Source organism: Micromonospora sp. NPDC005254, assembly GCF_042872525.1.
Classification (GTDB): Bacteria; Actinomycetota; Actinomycetes; order Mycobacteriales; family Micromonosporaceae; genus Micromonospora.
Map to the genome: position 1 here is coordinate 1,057,951 of NZ_JBIAKM010000001.1, position 16,912 is coordinate 1,074,862.

The 16,912-nt window shown below is 73.4% G+C and carries 18 protein-coding genes; 10 read left to right on the forward strand and 8 right to left on the reverse strand.

Annotated features, from left to right (window positions below; translation table 11 throughout):
• The first annotated feature begins 27 nt into the window (after positions 1-27).
• Positions 28-246, forward strand: a complete 219-nt coding sequence (locus ACFYPR_RS05075; protein WP_387258618.1) for a hypothetical protein — start codon at positions 28-30, stop codon at positions 244-246.
• Here ACFYPR_RS05075 and ACFYPR_RS05080 read toward each other — a convergent pair.
• Complete coding sequence (locus tag ACFYPR_RS05080; RefSeq protein WP_387258620.1) at positions 213-956, reverse strand: phosphodiesterase; 744 nt, start codon at positions 954-956, stop codon at positions 213-215. The two genes, ACFYPR_RS05075 and ACFYPR_RS05080, sit on opposite strands and share 34 nt — an antisense overlap.
• A gap of 101 nt (positions 957-1,057) precedes the next feature.
• Here ACFYPR_RS05080 and ACFYPR_RS05085 point away from each other — a divergent pair, with 101 nt between their 5' ends.
• The 4 genes from ACFYPR_RS05085 to ACFYPR_RS05100 all read left to right on the forward strand — a co-directional run bounded on the left by ACFYPR_RS05085 (position 1,058) and on the right by ACFYPR_RS05100 (position 5,529).
• A complete protein-coding gene (locus ACFYPR_RS05085; protein ID WP_387258622.1) occupies positions 1,058-2,350 on the forward strand; it encodes a M16 family metallopeptidase in 1,293 nt (430 codons plus the stop codon).
• On the forward strand, positions 2,347-3,684 hold the full coding sequence (locus ACFYPR_RS05090) for a M16 family metallopeptidase (RefSeq protein ID WP_387258623.1): 1,338 nt from the start codon (positions 2,347-2,349) through the stop codon (positions 3,682-3,684). Before ACFYPR_RS05085 ends, ACFYPR_RS05090 begins: the two co-directional genes overlap by 4 nt.
• Positions 3,685-3,927: 243 nt before the next feature.
• Positions 3,928-4,953: an aspartate-semialdehyde dehydrogenase gene (locus tag ACFYPR_RS05095; RefSeq protein ID WP_355137876.1), complete on the forward strand. Its 1,026-nt coding sequence runs from the start codon at positions 3,928-3,930 to the stop codon at positions 4,951-4,953.
• A gap of 135 nt (positions 4,954-5,088) precedes the next feature.
• On the forward strand, positions 5,089-5,529 hold the full coding sequence (locus ACFYPR_RS05100) for a PPOX class F420-dependent oxidoreductase (RefSeq protein ID WP_387258624.1): 441 nt from the start codon (positions 5,089-5,091) through the stop codon (positions 5,527-5,529).
• 78 nt (positions 5,530-5,607) lie between these two features.
• On the opposite strand, the gene ACFYPR_RS05105 is transcribed toward ACFYPR_RS05100, so the two are convergent.
• The gene (locus ACFYPR_RS05105; RefSeq protein ID WP_387258626.1) at positions 5,608-6,189 is read right to left on the reverse strand and encodes a nucleotidyltransferase family protein; all 582 of its coding nucleotides are present in this window, start codon (positions 6,187-6,189) and stop codon (positions 5,608-5,610) included.
• Positions 6,190-6,406: 217 nt separating this feature from the next.
• Between ACFYPR_RS05105 and ACFYPR_RS05110 the strand changes: the two genes are divergently transcribed.
• From ACFYPR_RS05110 to ACFYPR_RS05125, 4 genes are all read left to right on the forward strand, one after another.
• Entirely contained in the window at positions 6,407-6,823 is a 417-nt protein-coding gene (locus ACFYPR_RS05110; RefSeq protein WP_354860896.1) for a CBS domain-containing protein, read from the forward strand.
• 303 nt (positions 6,824-7,126) lie between these two features.
• Complete coding sequence (locus tag ACFYPR_RS05115) at positions 7,127-7,498, forward strand: SCP2 sterol-binding domain-containing protein (RefSeq protein WP_355066115.1); 372 nt, start codon at positions 7,127-7,129, stop codon at positions 7,496-7,498.
• The gene (locus ACFYPR_RS05120) at positions 7,498-9,558 is read left to right on the forward strand and encodes a glycogen debranching N-terminal domain-containing protein (RefSeq protein ID WP_387258628.1); all 2,061 of its coding nucleotides are present in this window, start codon (positions 7,498-7,500) and stop codon (positions 9,556-9,558) included. Before ACFYPR_RS05115 ends, ACFYPR_RS05120 begins: the two co-directional genes overlap by 1 nt.
• Before the next feature lie 101 nt (positions 9,559-9,659).
• On the forward strand, positions 9,660-10,412 hold the full coding sequence (locus ACFYPR_RS05125) for a lysophospholipid acyltransferase family protein (protein WP_387258629.1): 753 nt from the start codon (positions 9,660-9,662) through the stop codon (positions 10,410-10,412).
• 31 nt (positions 10,413-10,443) lie between these two features.
• On the opposite strand, the gene ACFYPR_RS05130 is transcribed toward ACFYPR_RS05125, so the two are convergent.
• From ACFYPR_RS05130 to ACFYPR_RS05150, 5 genes are all read right to left on the reverse strand, one after another.
• On the reverse strand, positions 10,444-11,157 hold the full coding sequence (locus ACFYPR_RS05130) for a hypothetical protein (protein ID WP_355066117.1): 714 nt from the start codon (positions 11,155-11,157) through the stop codon (positions 10,444-10,446).
• A 71-nt stretch (positions 11,158-11,228) separates the two neighbouring features.
• Positions 11,229-11,942, reverse strand: a complete 714-nt coding sequence (locus ACFYPR_RS05135) for a response regulator transcription factor (protein ID WP_354858750.1) — start codon at positions 11,940-11,942, stop codon at positions 11,229-11,231.
• Positions 11,915-13,078 carry a hypothetical protein gene (locus ACFYPR_RS05140; protein ID WP_387185900.1) on the reverse strand — a complete coding sequence of 388 codons (1,164 nt, stop codon included), beginning with the start codon at positions 13,076-13,078 and terminating at the stop codon, positions 11,915-11,917. The genes ACFYPR_RS05135 and ACFYPR_RS05140 overlap by 28 nt, the downstream gene beginning before the upstream one ends.
• A 43-nt stretch (positions 13,079-13,121) precedes the next feature.
• Positions 13,122-14,300 carry a sensor histidine kinase gene (locus tag ACFYPR_RS05145; RefSeq protein WP_387258631.1) on the reverse strand — a complete coding sequence of 393 codons (1,179 nt, stop codon included), beginning with the start codon at positions 14,298-14,300 and terminating at the stop codon, positions 13,122-13,124.
• Positions 14,301-14,418: 118 nt separating this feature from the next.
• The gene (locus ACFYPR_RS05150; protein WP_363940019.1) at positions 14,419-14,814 is read right to left on the reverse strand and encodes a VOC family protein; all 396 of its coding nucleotides are present in this window, start codon (positions 14,812-14,814) and stop codon (positions 14,419-14,421) included.
• 138 nt (positions 14,815-14,952) lie between these two features.
• Here ACFYPR_RS05150 and ACFYPR_RS05155 point away from each other — a divergent pair, with 138 nt between their 5' ends.
• Positions 14,953-15,972, forward strand: a complete 1,020-nt coding sequence (locus ACFYPR_RS05155; protein WP_387258633.1) for a hypothetical protein — start codon at positions 14,953-14,955, stop codon at positions 15,970-15,972.
• 13 nt (positions 15,973-15,985) lie between these two features.
• Here the strand turns inward: ACFYPR_RS05155 and ACFYPR_RS05160 are convergent, their stop codons facing one another.
• On the reverse strand, positions 15,986-16,879 hold the full coding sequence (locus ACFYPR_RS05160; RefSeq protein WP_387258634.1) for a septum formation family protein: 894 nt from the start codon (positions 16,877-16,879) through the stop codon (positions 15,986-15,988).
• Positions 16,880-16,912 lie beyond the last annotated feature (33 nt).

The following is a 16,912-nucleotide window of genomic DNA, read 5'->3' on the forward strand; positions in this document are numbered from 1 at the left end:
GGCCGGGCCGGGGGTAACAGCTGTGCCATGACTGACGAGCAGAGCGATCAGGAGCGGGCGGAGTCCCGCGCGCACCACCTCCTTCCCGAGGAGGAGGCGGTGGGCAGCGACGACCCGCAGGCGCAGGCGGAGGCCATCCTCGCCGAGTCGGACATCCGCGAGGAGGACCAGAACGTGGCCCCGGACACGGTGCTGGAACGTCGTACCTCGGATCAGACGGTTGCCGCCGTCGAACCGCCGGACTGAGCCCGCGCGCCGCGGGCCCGGCGTGAGCCCCGGTAGGTCTGCTCGCGCAGCCAGGCGAGTGGACCGGCCGCCCGCAGTTCGGGTGGCAGGTTGCGCACCGGGTCGAACGCGAGCGCGGCGTCCTCGGCGGCGTCGAGCGGGGCACCGATGCTGACCTGGCCGACCGGCCGCCACGGCCCGACGGCGGACGCGACCGCGAGCACCACGCGCGGCGCGTCCGCCCGGGCCGCGGCAGCGACGGCGGCCAGAGTGCGGCCGAGGTCGACCGAGTCCGGGTCGGCCAACGCGGCCAACCAGAGATGACGCCGGCCCAGGCGGTAACACGTGATCGTGCTGTACGTCCCGGTGAAGCCGCGGCGGGGCAGCGGCAGGTTCCGCAGCACCGGAGCGGCGCCGCTGGAGCTGACCAGCAGGTCGAACGGGCGGCCGGTGGGGGAGTGCACGCGTACCGCCAGGCCCAGCACGTCCGGCCAACCGCCGGGTGTGGGCGTACCCCTGGAGAGCCGGACCGTGGCCGCGTAGCGGCCGGGGTCGTCCAGCAGGGCGACCCCGGTGGGTGGTCCGGGCGTACCCCAGATCGTCACCTCGCCGGTGAACGACCGGCCGGCCGGATGCAGCAGCCGGCCGAGCGCGGCGGTGGCGCGTTCGACGGCCCTGGCGGCCGGTCCGACGGTGCGGCGCGCGGGCGGAGCGGGGGTCGGTGGGGTCATTGCTCTGCGGTACCCCGACCGGCCGAGTCGATGCCGGTCGGCCGGCTCGCCGACCGGCGGCACGTCACCTTTCCGCCCGCGAGATCGGATAGCGTCGTGCCATGCCCGACAGTGGTTACCCCTGGCCCATCGAGACGTCCCGACTGGACAACGGCCTGCGCGTGGTGGTGAGCGAGGATCGCACCGCACCCGCGGTGGCCGTCAATCTCTGGTACGACGTCGGATCCCGGCACGAGCCGGCCGGGCAGACCGGTTTCGCCCACCTCTTCGAACACCTGATGTTCGAGGGCTCGGTGAACGTGGCGAAGACCGAGCACATGAAGCTGATCCAGGGCTCCGGTGGCTCGCTCAACGCCACCACCAACCCGGACCGGACGAACTACTTCGAGACGGTCCCGGCCGAGCACCTGGAGCTGGCGCTCTGGCTGGAGGCCGACCGGATGGGTGGGCTGGTCCCGGCGCTCACCCAGGAGACGCTGGACAACCAGCGCGACGTGGTGAAGAACGAGCGCCGGCAGCGCTACGAGAACGTCCCGTACGGGGATGCCTGGCTGCGGCTGCTGCCGCTGCTCTACCCGCCGGGGCACCCGTACCACCACTCGACGATCGGCTCGATGGCCGACCTGAACGCCGCCGATCTCGCCACCTTCCAGGCGTTCCACGAGATGTACTACGCGCCGAACAACGCGGTGCTCACCGTCGTCGGCGACGCCCAGGCCGCCGAGGTGTTCGCGCTGGCCGAGAAGTACTTCGGGGCGTTGCCCGCCCGCGACGACATCCCGCCCGCGCCGGACGGTCGCCGCGTCCCGGCGACCGGGAAGCCCGCCGTGGAGACGGTGATCGGGGACGTGCCGGCGCCCCGCGTCTACATCGCCCACCGTGGCCACCCGTTCGGCAGCCCCGGCTACGACGTGCTCACCGTGCTCGCCACCGTGCTCGGCAGCGGCCGGGGCAGCCGGCTCTACCAGCGGCTCGCCGACGGCGAGCGGATCGCACAACCCGATCTGGTCGGCGCGTACGGGGTGGACCTCGCGCACGCCCCGGCGCCGCTGATCGCCACCGCCACCGCCCGTCCCGGCGTGAGCGCCGAGCGGTTGGCCGAAGGGCTGGCCGAGGTCGTCGACGAGCTGGCCACCGTGCCGGTCACCGCCGCCGAGCTGGACCGGGCGAAGGCGTTGCTGAGCACCGCGTGGTGGCGGCAGATGTCGACGGTGGACGGCCGCGCGGACACGCTCGGGCGGTACACCACCCAGTTCGGCGACCCGGCCCGGGCCGCCGACCGGCTGCCCGCCTGGCTCGCGGTGACCGCCGAGCAGATCGCCGAGACCGCTGCCGAGGTGCTCGGCGCCGCCGACCGGGTGACCCTGACCTACCTGCCCGAGGAGACCGCATGACGCTGATCGCCGACCGTCCCGGCCCGGGTGCCGCTCGCCCGTACCGGTTCCCGCCGGTGGTCCGCCGCGCGGCGGGCGGCGGCCAGGTGGTCGCCGCGCACCTGCCCGGGCAGAACCTCGCCGTCGCGTTGCTGCTGCTCGACGCCGGCGCCGGCCGGGAGCTGACCGGCAAGGAAGGGCTGGGCGGCGTGCTCGCCAAGGCCCTGGAGGAGGGCACCGCGCAGCGGGACGCCACGGCGTACGCGCTGGCCATCGAGGCGCTCGGCACCGAGCTGGTGACCGGGCTGGACTGGGACTCGTTCCAGATCAGCGTGCAGGTCCCGGTGGATCGGCTGACCGCCGCGGTGCAACTCCTCGCCGAGGCCGTCCGGACGCCCCGGCTGGACCCGGCCGACGTCCGGCGCGTGCGCGACGACGAGGCCACCGCGCTGCGGATGGACTGGGCCAACCCCGGCCCGCGCGCCGACGCCGCGCTGCGCGCCGACCTGTTCGGCGCCGACACCCGCTGGGGACGACCGATGTACGGCTATCCGGACTCGGTGGCCGGCCTGGACGTGGAGGACATCACCGTCTTCCACTCCGAGTGGTTCCTGCGGCCCGGCACCCTGATCGTCGCCGGTGACCTGGACCGGATCGACCTGGACGCGTTGGCCGGGGCGGCGTTCGCCGGCACCGGGGGCGGTCCGGCCGAGCGGGGCGGCCCGATCGAGGTCCCGCTGCACACCGGCCGCCGGATCATCCTGGTGGACCGGCCCGGCTCGGTGCAGTCCACGCTGCGGCTGGGCCACCCGTCGCCGCACCGGGCGCACCCCGACCACGTGCCGATGACCCTCGCGGGCACGGTGCTCGGTGGGGCGTTCACCTCCCGGCTCAACCACCTGATCCGCGAGGTGCGCGGCTACACGTACGGCATCCGGGGCGAGTTCGCCTCGTCCCGCCGGTTCGGGCGGTTCGCGGTCAGCTCGGGCGTGCAGACCGCCGTCACCGCGCCGGCCCTGGTCGAGGCGGTGGGCGAGATCACCCGTACGCAGGCGGGAGGCGTGACCGAGGACGAGCTGGCGGTGGCCCGTTCCTGGCGGGCCGGGCAGCTGTCGGTCGAGTTGCAGAGCCCGCGGGCGATCGCTTCCGCGCTGACCACGCTGGTGGTGCACGACCTGCCGGACGACTACCACGCCCGGCTGCGCGAGGAACTGCTCAACGCCGACGTGGACCAGGTCTCCGCGGCAGCGGCCACCCACCTGCACCCGGAAGCGCTGACCCTGGTCATCGAAGGCGACGCCGCCGTGATCCGCAACGACCTGGAAACCGCCGCCCTAGGAGACCTGCTCCCCTAACCCCGCCCCCCTCCCGCCTCCCGCCTCCCGCCTCCCGCCCCCCGCCCTCAGCCCTCAGCCCTCAGCCCGTTGATCATGAAGTTGTTGTCACTCGGCACGGCGTGTCGCGGCAATAACTTCATGATCAACGGGGGAGGAGGGGGGTGAGGTGGGGGAGGTGGTGGTGGGGGGTGGGTGTGAGGTGGGACCCGGGGGGTGGGAAAGGGGTCCCGGTTTCGGGGGTGGGGTGGGTAGCCTCCGGGCATGAGGATCGGCATTGTGGGGGCCACCGGCCAGGTCGGTGGCGTGATGCGGCAGGTGCTGGCGGAGCGGGAGTTCCCGGCGGAGCAGGTGCGGTTGTTCGCCTCGGCGCGGTCCGCCGGGCGGACGCTGCCGTGGCGCGACGGCGAGGTGACCGTCGAGGACGCCGCGACCGCGGACTACTCCGGGCTGGACATCGTGCTCTTCTCCGCCGGTAAGGGCACCGCCCGAGAGTTGGCTCCCCGGGTGGCCGAGGCCGGCGCCGTGGTGATCGACAACTCGTCGGCGTTCCGGATGGACCCGCTGGTGCCGCTGGTGGTCGCCGAGGTCAACCCGCACGCCGCCGCCGACCGCCCGAAGGGCATCATCGCCAACCCCAACTGCACCACGATGGCCGCGATGCCGGTGCTGCGCCCGCTGCACGCCGAGGCTGGTCTGGTCGGCCTGGTCGTCTCGACGTACCAGGCGGTCTCCGGCGCCGGCTTGGCTGGCGTCGCCGAGCTGGACGAGCAGGTCCGCAAGGTCGCCGAGCACGCCGCCGGGCTCGCCTTCGACGGGTCGGCCGTGGAGTTCCCCGCGCCGCGCTCGTTCGCCGAGCCGATCGCCTTCAACGTGCTGCCGCTGGCCGGCTCGATCGTCGACGACGGCTCGTTCGAGACCGACGAGGAGCAGAAGCTCCGCAACGAGACCCGCAAGATCCTGGAAATCCCCGACCTCAAGGTCTCCGGCACCTGCGTCCGGGTTCCGGTCTTCACCGGCCACTCGCTCCAGATCAACGCCCGCTTCGCCCGCCCGATCACCCCGCAGCGGGCCCACGAGCTGCTCGCCGACGCGCCCGGGGTCGCGCTGACCGCCGTGCCGACGCCGCTGCAGGCCGCCGGGCAGGACCCGACCTACGTGGGCCGCATCCGCGCCGACGAGACCGTCGAGTACGGGCTGGCGCTGTTCTGCTCCAACGACAACCTGCGCAAGGGCGCCGCCCTCAACGCCGTACAGCTCGCCGAGCTGGTGGCCGCCGAGCGACGCTGACCGTTGCGATCACTGCGGGCTCCCGCCGGTCTCGGTGGGGGCCCGCAGTCCGTGGCGGGCGGCGGTGCATCGGGGGCGGGAGCACGCCGGTCATGTTTGGATGGACGTAGCCGACCGCGCCACCTGGAGGAAACCGTGCCGGAGGACCCCACCCAGCAGGCGTTGACCGACCTGATCGCCGGCCGCTCGATGGGCGTGCTGGCCACCCTCAAACGCGACGGGCGACCCCAGCTGTCCACAGTGGTCTACTCGTTCGACCGCGCGGCCGGCCTGATCCGGGTGTCCGTCACGGACGGCCGGGCCAAGACCGCCAACCTTCGTCGGGACCCGCGGGCCAGCTTCCACGTCGGCAGCGAGGACGGCTGGGCGTACGCGGTGGTCGAGGGGCGGGCCGAGCTGACCACTCCGGCGGCCGACGTCGACGACGCCACGGTCGAGGAGCTGGTGGGGCTCTACCGGTCGCTTCGCGGCGAGCACCCGGACTGGGCCGACTATCGCAACACCATGGTCGCCGACCGGCGGCTGGTGCTGCGCCTGCACGTGGAGCGGATCTACGGAATGCCGCCCCGCGCCTGAGAGGGTCGCGAACCACGCCCGTTCCTGCGGGGCCGCGGACCGCGACCGACGACTGACCCCTGGGCGACGAATCCCGGCTCAGCCGGGCTCGATCACTGTCACGCCGGGCCAGCGTTGCGCGGGCCGGTGGCGAGCAAGTCGCTGCCGGGACAGCGTGACGCCCACCCGGGCCGGGTTGTGCCGCCACACCCCGCCCAGCAGATCCGCCAGGCCGTACGGGGCGCAGACCTCCAGCCCACCGGTCGGGCGCAGCCGCACCGCCACGGCGGTCGCGTACTCCGGCCAGGTGGCCACCGCCTCGGCGACGCTGCGGTACGGGGCGATCGGATCGCCGCCGAACTTCGACGCGTACCAGGTGTGCACCGCCGCCTGGTTGCGTGCCTCCCACGGCGGCGCCGGCCAGGCCGCGGCGAGTCGGGCGGTGGCCCGGTGGTCGTCGTCGCGGGACAGTCTCGTCGGGTCGAAGAAGACCACGTCCACGTCGCGGACCGTCGCCGGGTCGAACCCGTCGCCGTACCGCTCGCTCCAGACGAGGTCGCGGACGGCGCCCGCGCCGATCCAGGCGTCCGGTAGGCCGGAGTCGCGAACCACGGTCAGAGCCCGGGTCAGCCAGGCGTTGCCGGCGACGAGGTCTCTCAGCTCCCGCTCGCCCGTCAGCACCCCACCCACGCTAGGCGGTGCTGCCCTCGGCCAGTTGGTGGGGTCTGTACCACTATCTCGCCCGGCGTCACGACCTTGTCGATCAGGCGGTGTCGCGGAACGGCCGCGGGCCGCGGTCGCGACAGCTGCCTGCCCCCGGACAGCGGCCCGGCCGTCGGCGTTACCCCCTCCCGTGCGGCGGGTAGACGGGCCGTGCCGACACCGAGAGGGGAGCACCATGACAACGGTCGGAGAGTTCATGACGACCCGGTTGGTGACGATGGACGGCAACGAGACGCTCATCGCCGCCGCGCAGGAGATGCGCGACAGCGCGATTGGTGACGTGGTGGTGACCGATGGCAACGGTGTCGTCGGTATCGTCACGGACCGGGACATCACGGTCCGTGGTGTCGCGGAGAACATGGACCCGGGCTCGACCCGGCTGAACCAGATCACCACCCGCAATGTGATCACCGTGAGCCAGTACGACGACGCGGTGGCCGCCGCGGACCTGATGCGCACCTACGCCGTACGCCGGCTGCCGGTGATGGACGACGGGCGCCTGGTGGGTCTCGTCTCGATGGGTGACCTCGCGGTCGAGCGCGAACCGCAGTCGGTGCTGGCCGACATCAGCGCCGACGATCCGAACAACTGACGACCCGCCGCCAACGCGCCGGCCCTCCCCTGCCGGGGGAGGGCCGGCGCCGCCGTGCCCCACCCCCCTCGGTGATCAAGAGGTTCGCGTCACGACACGCCGGACGCGGTGACGCAAACCTCTTGATCACCGGGGCAGGGGGGTGGGGGATGGGGTGGGGTGGGTGGGGTCACCCGATTCGGGCGAGGTTGGGCTTGGGTGGCAGGGGGACCCGTGCGGGGACGTGCAACGCCGGCCGTGCGCGCGACGCGGGCGCGCCGGGTGGGATCCCGGGCCCGGCCAACTGGGGGAGGAGTGGACCCGATGGTGGACGCGACCACGAGGTTCTTCGAGGACCTGGACCGGCGGGGGTACGAGCCTCTGCTGGCGAAGACCTCCGGGACACTGCGGATCGATCTGCACGAGGGGGCGCAGACCCGGCACTGGCTGCTCGCGATCGACCACGGGCGACTGAACGTGAGCCAGGAGGACCGGGAGGCCGACACGGTGATCGGCGCGAGCCCGATGCTGTTCGACGAGATCGCGGCCGGCCGTGAGCACGGTCTGGCCGCCCTGTTGCGCGGGGACATGACGGTGTCGGGGGACGCCCGGCTGGTGGTGCAGGTGGAGCGAATCTTCCCCGGGTCGCCGGACGCCCGTGGGCCGCGTCGCCGCTTCGCGGGGGAGGCGCGCTGATGGGCCAGAGCAACACGATCCGGATCCTGGACGGCAACACGTTCGTCGTCTGTGAGGACACCGGTGACATCGAGGCGACGCCGAGTGAGCCGACCGGGCTCTTCTCCATCGACACCCGGTTCCTGTCCACGTGGGTGCTGAGCGTGAACGGCGAACGCCTCAACTCGCTGTCGTACGACGACCTGCAGTACTTCGAGTCGCGGTTCTTCCTGGTGCCGGGGATGGCCACGCACTACGTGGACGCGAAGTTGTCGATCATCCGGGAGCGTGCGGTCGGCGGCAGCTTCCGGGAGCAGCTCACCATCCTCAACCACGACGAGAAGCCGGTCGACCTCGAAGTCCGGATGGACGCGGCGTCCGACTTCGCCGACCTGTTCCAGGTCAAGGACGAGATCCTGAACAAGAAGGGCGAGATCTACACCGAGGTGGAGTCGGACAAGCTGCGCCTGGGCTACCGCCGGGGCAACTTCCGGCGCGAGACGATCATTTCCTCGTCGATATCGGCGCGGTACGACAGCCGGGGCTTCGCGTACACCGTCCACCTGGAGCCGAACGAGCAGTGGGAAGCGGCGATCGACGTGCAGACGCATGCCGTCGGCCCCGGCGGCCGGGACCTGCGTCTCGGGCTACGAGTGCACGGCGGCGAGCGGCTGGCCCTGCAACATGACCTGGAGCAGTGGATCGCGGAAGCACCGAAGGTCAACAGTCAGCACGGCCGGGTGGCCAGCACGTACCGGCGCAGCCTGATCGACCTGGCGGCGCTGCGCTTCTCGCCGCTGTCGCTGGGCGGCGCCACCCTGCCGGCCGCCGGCCTGCCCTGGTTCATGACCATGTTCGGCCGGGACAGCATCCTCACCTGCCTGCAGACCCTGCCGTTCACCCCGCAGTTGTCGAAGACGACGCTGCGCATCCTGGCGTCGCTGCAGGGCAGCCGGTTCGACGACTTCCGGGACGAGGACCCGGGGCGGATCCTGCACGAGATGCGCTACGGCGAGACCGCGGCCTTCGAGGAACAGCCGCACTCGCCGTACTACGGGTCGGTGGACGCCACGCCGCTGTTCCTCGTGCTGCTCGACGAGTACGAGCGGTGGAGCGGGGACGTCGCGCTGGTCAAGGAGTTGGAGCAGGAGTCCCGGGCGGCGCTGCGGTGGATCGACAGCTACGCCGACCTGGTCGGCAACGGCTACATCTGGTACGAGCGGCGCAACACCGAGACCGGCCTGGAGAACCAGTGCTGGAAGGACTCCTGGGACTCGATCTCCTACTCCGACGGCACCCTGCCCCCCTTCCCGCGGGCGACCTGCGAGGTGCAGGGGTATGCGTACGACGCGAAGGTCCGCGCGGCGCGGATGGCCCGCGAGTTCTGGGGTGACCCGGAGTTCGCCGACCAGTTGGAGCGGGAGGCGGCGGAGCTGAAGGAGCGGTTCAACCGGGACTGGTGGGTGGCCGACGGCGAGTACTACGCGCTGGCCCTGGACCCGGACGGCCGCCAGTGCGACGTCCTCAGCTCCAACATCGGACATCTGCTCTGGAGCGGGATCGTCCTCCCCGAGCGCGCGGAGAAGGTGGCGGCGCACCTGGTCGGGCCGCGACTGTTCTCCGGCTGGGGGGTGCGGACCCTCGCCGAGGGGGAGACGCGGTACAACCCGATCGGCTACCACAACGGCACGATCTGGCCGTTCGACAACTCCTTCATCGCCTGGGGCCTGCGCCGGTACGGCTTCGTCGAGGAGGCCGCCACCATCGCCAACGGCATCCTGGACGCGGCCACCTACTTCGACGGGCGGCTACCGGAGGCGTTCGGCGGCTACCCGCGGGAGCTGACGAAGTTCCCGGTGGAGTATCCGACGGCGTGCAGCCCGCAGGCCTGGTCGACGGGTACGCCGCTGCTGTTGCTGCGCACCATGCTCGGCCTCGAACCGCACGAGGGGCACCTGGCGGTGGAACCACGGTTGCCGGTCGGGATGGGCCGGATCGAGGTGCTGGACATCCCGGGTCGTTGGGGTCGGGTGGACGCCTTCGCCCGCGGCCGGCTCGATCTGAACAGCCTCGCCGACTGAGCCAGGACCGGCGGACCGGCGGACCGGCGGCGGCGCGCCACCCGCGTCGCCGCCGGGCCGCCGCCCAGGCGATCCCCAGCCGGGCAGGGTAGATTCTGCGGATGCCGGAGCTCGTTTACCCGCCCGTTATCGCCGCCGCCAAGACAATGTTCCGGGTCCTCGACCTGAAGATCACCATCGAGGGCGCTCACCACGTACCCCGCACCGGCGGGGCGGTGTTGGCCAGCAACCACGTCAGCTACCTCGACTTCATCTTCGCCGGGCTGGGTGCGAACGCGTCGGGTCGGCTGGTGCGGTTCATGGCCAAGCAGTCGGTCTTCACGCACCGGATCTCCGGCCCGCTGATGCGCGGCATGCGCCACATCCCGGTGGACCGGCAGGCCGGCGCCGCCTCGTTCCGCTCGGCGGTCGACGCGCTCAAGCGCGGCGAGGTGGTGGGCGTCTTCCCGGAGGCCACGATCAGCCGGTCGTTCACGGTCAAGGAACTCAAGAGCGGCACCGTGCGGATGGCCCGTTCGGCGAAGGTGCCGGTGCTGCCGGTCGCGCTGTGGGGCACCCAGCGGCTCTGGACGAAGGGCCGCCCGCGCACCCTCACCCGCCGGCACACACCCATCACCATCCTGATCGGCGAGCCGATCCAGCCGGCGGACTTCCCGGACCCGAACGTGCTGGCCGCCGAGCTGACCACCCGGCTGAGCGCGCTCGTCGAGCGGGCCCAGCGCGAGTACCCGGACGCGCCGGCCGGCCCGGAGGACACCTGGTGGCTCCCGGCGCACCTCGGTGGCACCGCGCCGACCCCGGAGGAGGCCGCCGCGCTGGACGCCGTCGGCGAGGAGCGCACCCCGAGCGTCTGAGAATGATCAAGACCGGCCGCGCGGACCGGCTTCACCAACGCCCGGACGCCGCGCCGCCTGCGAAACCGTCCCAGGAGGTCGGCTCCGGTCCCGAGCGGTAGTAGTCGTCGCGGGAGCGGAACTCCACCGGCAGCGAGCCGGGCAGGGTGATCCGGGTTTCCCCGGCGGCCAGCGCGGGGCCGGCCCGCAGCAGCAGAACGTCGCGCTCCTGTGCGGAGAGGTCCACGAGTTGCGGGCGGGTGAGCCGGAACATGGCCGCCGCCCGGCGCACCTGCCGGGCCAGCGCGATGATCTCACCCGGTGACCCGCCGAGGGCCAGCGCCGGCTGCTGGATGGTGCGCAACGCGTCGCAGACGATCATGAGCTGCGCCGGATCGGTGCGGGGAAGCTCCAGCCGGGACGGCCACTGCCAGCGGATCTGGCCGGTCATCAGACCGGTCAGCCGCCCCGCCGGCCGGGACCGCGGGGTGTCGTCGTCGACCAGGGACAGCTGCGAGCCGGTGCCCACCCAGCAGATCCGCTGGTCGGTGACGGTCACCGAGACCGGCCCGGGAAGCTGCCAGCCGCGTCGTGTCTCGGTCGGCCCGAGCAGGTAGCCAGCGACGAGCAGCCGGTGTCTGCCGAGCACCTTCTCGCCGGGCAGCGGGCGCATGTCGTAACGCCGGTCGAGGGTCGGGCCCACGTCGTCGTCCGGCGCGTCGAACCGGTGTGGGCCGATAAAGAAGGGGGACGCGTCGGCGTGCATCGTCACGACCTCCCGGTCAGCTGGCTGTGGGTTGAGCCTGGCCGATGCGCCGGCCGCTGTCATGACGCCCGTTAGGGGGTCGGCCGGTCGTGCGTCGCCTGTGACCGGTAGATGCCGATCTCCTCCGGGCGGACGAGCCCGTCCTCGATCGCACGGGCGAGCAGAGCGGCCTTTGTGGCTGCCGGCCGCCCCGCCCGGGTGTACTTGATCCGCGCGCGGTCCACATACTGCTTCACGGTGTGTTCGCTGATCTGCATGCGACGGGCCACCGACGCCTTCGACATCGACTGGAACCAGAGCAGCAGCGCCTCTCGCTCCTTGTCGGACAGCATCGGCCGGTCCGGCCTCGGATCGCCGACCATCGCGCCGGCGAGCGCTGGCGGCACGTACGGGCGGTCGCTCGCCGCGGCCAACACGGTCGCCACGCAGTGCTCCCGGCCCTCGTGCTTGGCCAGGAAAGCCACCGCCCCGGCGTCCAGCGCGGCGAGCATCGTCTCCGGGTCGGTGTGTTCCGAGTAGACCACCACCCGTCGCCCGGTGGCACTCAACTCGGCCAGCTTGTCCAGCGCCATCCGGCCGTGCAGCCGCAGGTCGAGCAGGACGACGTCGGCGTCCGGCGCGGCGCGCAGCACCTCGTCCGGGTCGTCCCCGGTGGCCAGCACGGTCAGTCGCGGCTCGCTGGCGAGCCAGGCGCGCACTCCCTCGACGACCACCGGGTGGTCGTCGACGATCGACACCCCGACCAGCCGGTCACCGGTCACCCCAACCACCGGGTCTGCGCCCATCTGATGTCCCCGTCCCGTTCGTAGAGGTGCTGCACCGGCCCGTCCTCGTGCTCCCCGGGCGGAGGGCCGGTCGCGTCCGGCCCCTCCCGGTCCGGCGTGACCAGACTGACCACCACCTCGCCGGGGCCGGACACCACGGTCAGACGCGCCCACCCCCGGGCGTCGGCGAGCAGGCCGGTGAGCGGGTCGGCCAGCCGGCGGCGGATCTGGACCGGCAGCGGCGGTGGGGTGCCGATGGCGATCAGGTCGATCGGCAGCCCGTTGCGTTCGGCCAGGTCGGCGGCGGCCCGCAGCTCGTGCAGCAACGGGTCGGGCACGTCGTCGGACTCGGCGATCAGGCGGCGCAGCCGGGCCGCGGCCAGCACGCAGCGGCGCTGCGCCTCCGGGTCGTCCGGGGCGATCTCGCCGGCGGCCAGTTCGCCGAGCACCCGTCCGGCCGCCGCGCCGACCAGGGCGAGCCGGTCACGGCGTTCCTGCCGGCCCCGCTCGGCGGCCGCCCGCTCGGCGGAGAGCGTGTGCAGCGTGGCAGCCGCGGCGGCCCGGTCCCGGGCCAGGCCGACGATCACCGCGCTGCCGACGAAGACCGCCACCGGCAGCGAGAAGGTGCCGTAGACGTACATGGTGTAGCGGGCCAGGTCGGCCGGGCCGGGGCCGTGCGCGAGGACGGCGGCGAGCGCGATCAACGCGTGCGTGGTCAGCAGCGCGACCAGACCGCTGACCCGCCGACCCCACAGCGCCAGCACGAAGAACCAGCCGAGCGTGCCCCACACCCAGTTCGCGGCGGCGAACAGTTGCCGTTCGCCGACCGCGGCGAAGACGGCCGCGTCGACGGCGAGCAGCAGCCCGGCGAGCGGCCAGGGCGGCAGCGGCGCGCCCCGCAGCAGCCGGACGCCGGCCACCGCCCCGGTCACGGCGACCAGGATCCAACCGCCGAGCACCACCGTCGGCGCGGTGAACTGGGTCCGCGTCGCCAGCACCGCCGGCAGTCCGATCGCGACATGCCAGGCCAGCGCGATGGCGACGGCGACGATCCGGGCACCCCGGTCGGAGGCGTGCGCCACCGCGGCCGGCGCGGCGAGCACCGCGGGCTCGGGCGGCGTGGGCCCGTCGGCCGGGCCGGGCGGCGGCCCCGGGATGGGCGCCTCGCGGGTGCGGGTGCGCTCCGCCGAGGCGCCGAGGTCAGCCGACACCGGGCCACTCCAGTCGGATCCGGGTGCCCGCACCGGGCGCGGAGCGCACCTCGGCCCGCCCACCGACCGCCGCCATCCGACCGTGGATCGACTCGCGCAGCCCGTACCGGTGCGCGGGGACGGTGTCCGGATCGAAGCCGGGGCCGTCGTCGACCACCTCGACCACGACGGCGACCGCGTCGCGGGTCAGTCGCAGTGTGGCCTGCGCGCCCGGCGCGTGCCGGACCACGTTGGACAGTGCCGCGTAGGCGCTCTCGGTGATCGCGTCGGCCACCCCGGCGGGCACCGCGCAGGAGGCCAGCTCCAGGCCCACCGCCAGTTCGGGCAGCCGGTCGGGCACCGTCCGCAACCGACCGTCGAGGGGAACCGGGCCGTCGCCGGGCACCGGGCCGAGGTCGGTCAACGCGACGAGAGTACGCAGGTCGGCGGCGCACCGGTCGCGGAACGCGGCCGACGGGCCGGCCACCGCGCCGAGCCCCACCATGGTCAGCGTGCCGAGCACGGTGTCGTGCAGGTCCCGATTCTGCTGGCGCTCCGCCTCCCGGGCGGCCCGGGCGACCAACGCCTCCCGGGTCAACCGCTGGTGCTCGGCGAACGCCCGGTCGGCCCGCCCGATCCGGCGGCGCATCACCGCCGTCATCATCGCCGTGCAGGCCGTCTGCACCAGCAGGGTGGCGGCGTGCGCCCGGGACTCGGCGGGGTTGCCGGCCACCTGCGTGCCCACCACGTAGGTGGCGGTGACCAGCAGCCCGGCCGGGACGGACCAGCGGGCCGGTGCGGTGGCCTGCGCGTTGATCACCGTGGTGCTGGCGAGCACCGCGATCCAACTGCCCTCGCCGGGCAGCACCTCGGGCGCCACCAGGCGAGGGATGAGCAGACAGGCCAGCGCGGTGAGCCCGACGTCACCGGCGACCAGTGCCGGGGTGATCCCGTGGCGCACCGCGCGGCTGGCGTACCAGAGCGACCAGCCGGTGAGCGCGGCCACGCCGGGCAGCAGCAGGGCCTCATCGACCGGCGGGGTACGCACCGACAGCGCCACCGCGGCGCCGACCAACCCGCACGTCAGCCGCAGCAGCGCCGGAAATGTGGTGAAGATGAGGCTCAACGCCCCGCCGGCCGGGCTGTCCAGGACGGGCGGTGGCACGGTCGGGGCGGCAGTCGCCGGCATCGGGAGCTGTCCTTCCGACAACGACCCGGTCCGGGTCCGCGCGGCATAGATCGACATCGGAGAATAGCATGGCGGACGGTGAGCGTTCACCCACCGTGCGCATGGTGTCGCCTTCTCGTCACTCTGCGCTGCGGGGCTGGATCAGGTCCCACCGATTGCCGTACAGATCGACGAAGACCGCCACCGAGCCGTACGCCTCGTGCCGTGGCTCCTCCAGGAACCGCACCCCGGCCGCGACCATCCGGGCGTGGTCCCGGGCGAAGTCCTCGGTGTGCAGGAACAGCCCGACCCGGCCGCCGGTCTGGTCGCCCACCCGCGCCTGCTGCTCGGCGCTGCTCGGTCGGGCCAGCAGCAGCGCCGTCTCCCGAGCCCCCACCGGGCGCACCACCACCCAGCGCGAGCCGTCCGGGCGGGCCGTGTCCTCCACCAGCTCGAAGCCGAGGCCGCCCACGTAGAACTCGATCGCCTCGTCGTACTCGCGTACCAGTACCGCGACCAGTCCCAGATGTGCCATCGGGCCATCATGCCGACGGATGCGCCGGCCCCGGCGGGCGGCGTCGCCCATGGTCGGCGACGTCACGCCACTCCTGGTGGTCGGAACCCCGGAGCGTCCTCGCCCGTCTCATTCGGCGGCGGAGAGGTGGTGAGCCGGATGCGTTCGGGCGGAACGGCACTGGCGGCGGCGCTGCTCGGCATGGGGCTGTGTGGCCTCGTATTGAGCGGCTGCGCGGGCCCGGTCAACACGCCGAACGATCCCGGCCCGGCCGAGATCGTCGAGAAGTGGACCTCCTGCGCCGAGGTCGCGCCGCAGGCCGGCGTCGTGCTGCCCGTACCGCCGGGGCCGGACGGGCCCGCGGCGCCGACGCCGTCCGGGATCGAGCCGAAGATCGGGCGGATCGACCCCGCGTTCGTGCCGGTCGCCGCCGTGCTCTGCGGTCGCGAGGTCCGGCCACGTGCCGGTGGCGGCCGGGAGCAGGTGGCCACCGAGCGCCGCGCCGACGAGATCGGCGCGCTGGTGGCCGCGTTGCGCCTGTCCGACCAGGGCCGGGGCCGAGGGGAGATCGCCTGCTCCCTCGAGATGCTCGTCCCTCCGTGGCTGGCGCTGCTCGACGACCGGGGCCGCTGGCTGCGGCCGTACCTGCCGACGGACGTCTGCGGCAAGCCGCGCCCGGAGGTGCGCGCGGCGTTGGACGGGCTGCGCCTGACCACTGTCGACTCCCGTACGGTCGGGCTCGTCGAATCGTCGGCGGCCGAGACCGTCGGCTGCGAGCAGCGGTGGTCGGACATGGTGTGGGTGGAGACCAGCTTCGGACGTCCCGGGCGTGTCGTGCCCGGGGCGAGTCCGAAGGCCGGGCCGCTGCGCCTCTGCGTCTACGAGGTGCCCCCGTCCGAGCGGGGCGGCGGCAAGCCGGCCGGTGACTTCGTGTACGGCGGGCCGCTGCCGCCCGAGCGGCAGGCAACGGCGCTCCGCGCGCTGGCCGCCACCAGGCCGGCGGCCGACTGTGCCACCCCGGCGTCCCGCTTCGCGGTGCTCCGGTCCCTGGATGGCGGTGGGCCCGAGTGGTACGTCGAACTCGACGCCTGCCGGCGCTTCCTGGTCGTGGCACCACCCGGTGGGACGCAACTCGGGCAGGGTGACGCGGCGTTGGCGGCGCTGTTGGGACCGGTCTGAGCGCGCGCCGGACTCAGCCCACCGGCAGCGCCTTCGTGCCGCCGCCGGCGATCGACCGCTTCACGGCGGCGCCGCCCGACCAGAAGTAGCAGCGCACACCCCGGTCGCCGCGCGCCCACAGCTCCTGCGAGGGGAAGCGGTACGCGGTGCCGGTGCGGTAGCGCAGCTTGGCGTCGACGGGCACCTTGGCGTAGCGGGCGACCAGCGTACGGCAGGCGGGGTGGACCGCGTCCTCGTCGCGCACGGCGTCGGCGTAGGAGCGATCCGGGGCGGTCCAGACGCCGACGAACTCGTACTGGTGCCCGGCCGTGCAGGCGGCCGGCCGCAGTCGGCCCCACTCGTCCTCGTTCATGCAGCCGTACGTCAGCGGCGAACGGCTGCCGACCGCGTTGCGCAGCGTCCCGGACCGGTGGATGGCCCGGTCGGAGTCGCCGTTGGCGCCGTCCACCTCGTCCAGCTCGAAGATGTCGCACCGGTAGGAGCGGCTGCCACCCGCCCACCCGTCCGGCGAGGTCGGCGCGACCTGGACGGAGAGCCGCGCGGTGCGCCAGTCCCCGCCGACGAACTCCTTGGCCCGGGTGTCGCAGTCGGCGAAGACGCCACGCATGGCCGCCGACTCCACGGTGGGTGGGGTGCTGCGCGCGGCCAGGGCGCCGGTGAAGGTGCCGACGTGGAACGTCTCGACCAGGTGGGTCTTGGCGCAGTCGACGGGGGAGTAGCTGCTCAGGTACGAGCTCGCCTCGGGGATGACGTGGCACTCGCCGGCCTTCGGGGTGAACTGCTGCGCCGCCGCCATCGGTCGCCAGTCGTCGGACAGGTCACCGTCCGTGCCGGCCGGCGTGCCGCAGCCCGCCAATGCCACCGTGAGGAACGCAGCCGCGAGCGCTGCCCTGCCGTACCGTCGCATGTGTTTCTCCCCGTGGCCCCCGTGTGGACGCGC

What these genes read in the sequence shown, in the direction of transcription:
- ACFYPR_RS05115 (WP_355066115.1), top strand. Translation starts at nt 7,127, where the DNA reads ATGGTGGACGCGACCACGAGGTTCTTCGAGGACCTGGACCGGCGGGGG.
- ACFYPR_RS05085 (WP_387258622.1), top strand. Translation starts at nt 1,058, where the DNA reads ATGCCCGACAGTGGTTACCCCTGGCCCATCGAGACGTCCCGACTGGAC.
- ACFYPR_RS05110 (WP_354860896.1), top strand. Translation starts at nt 6,407, where the DNA reads ATGACAACGGTCGGAGAGTTCATGACGACCCGGTTGGTGACGATGGAC.
- ACFYPR_RS05120 (WP_387258628.1), top strand. Translation starts at nt 7,498, where the DNA reads ATGGGCCAGAGCAACACGATCCGGATCCTGGACGGCAACACGTTCGTC.
- ACFYPR_RS05160 (WP_387258634.1), bottom strand. Translation starts at nt 16,879, where the DNA reads ATGCGACGGTACGGCAGGGCAGCGCTCGCGGCTGCGTTCCTCACGGTG.
- ACFYPR_RS05135 (WP_354858750.1), bottom strand. Translation starts at nt 11,942, where the DNA reads ATGGGCGCAGACCCGGTGGTTGGGGTGACCGGTGACCGGCTGGTCGGG.
- ACFYPR_RS05145 (WP_387258631.1), bottom strand. Translation starts at nt 14,300, where the DNA reads ATGCCGGCGACTGCCGCCCCGACCGTGCCACCGCCCGTCCTGGACAGC.
- ACFYPR_RS05150 (WP_363940019.1), bottom strand. Translation starts at nt 14,814, where the DNA reads ATGGCACATCTGGGACTGGTCGCGGTACTGGTACGCGAGTACGACGAG.
- ACFYPR_RS05125 (WP_387258629.1), top strand. Translation starts at nt 9,660, where the DNA reads ATGCCGGAGCTCGTTTACCCGCCCGTTATCGCCGCCGCCAAGACAATG.
- ACFYPR_RS05095 (WP_355137876.1), top strand. Translation starts at nt 3,928, where the DNA reads ATGAGGATCGGCATTGTGGGGGCCACCGGCCAGGTCGGTGGCGTGATG.
- ACFYPR_RS05080 (WP_387258620.1), bottom strand. Translation starts at nt 956, where the DNA reads ATGACCCCACCGACCCCCGCTCCGCCCGCGCGCCGCACCGTCGGACCG.
- ACFYPR_RS05090 (WP_387258623.1), top strand. Translation starts at nt 2,347, where the DNA reads ATGACGCTGATCGCCGACCGTCCCGGCCCGGGTGCCGCTCGCCCGTAC.
- ACFYPR_RS05155 (WP_387258633.1), top strand. Translation starts at nt 14,953, where the DNA reads ATGCGTTCGGGCGGAACGGCACTGGCGGCGGCGCTGCTCGGCATGGGG.
- ACFYPR_RS05075 (WP_387258618.1), top strand. Translation starts at nt 28, where the DNA reads ATGACTGACGAGCAGAGCGATCAGGAGCGGGCGGAGTCCCGCGCGCAC.
- ACFYPR_RS05130 (WP_355066117.1), bottom strand. Translation starts at nt 11,157, where the DNA reads ATGCACGCCGACGCGTCCCCCTTCTTTATCGGCCCACACCGGTTCGAC.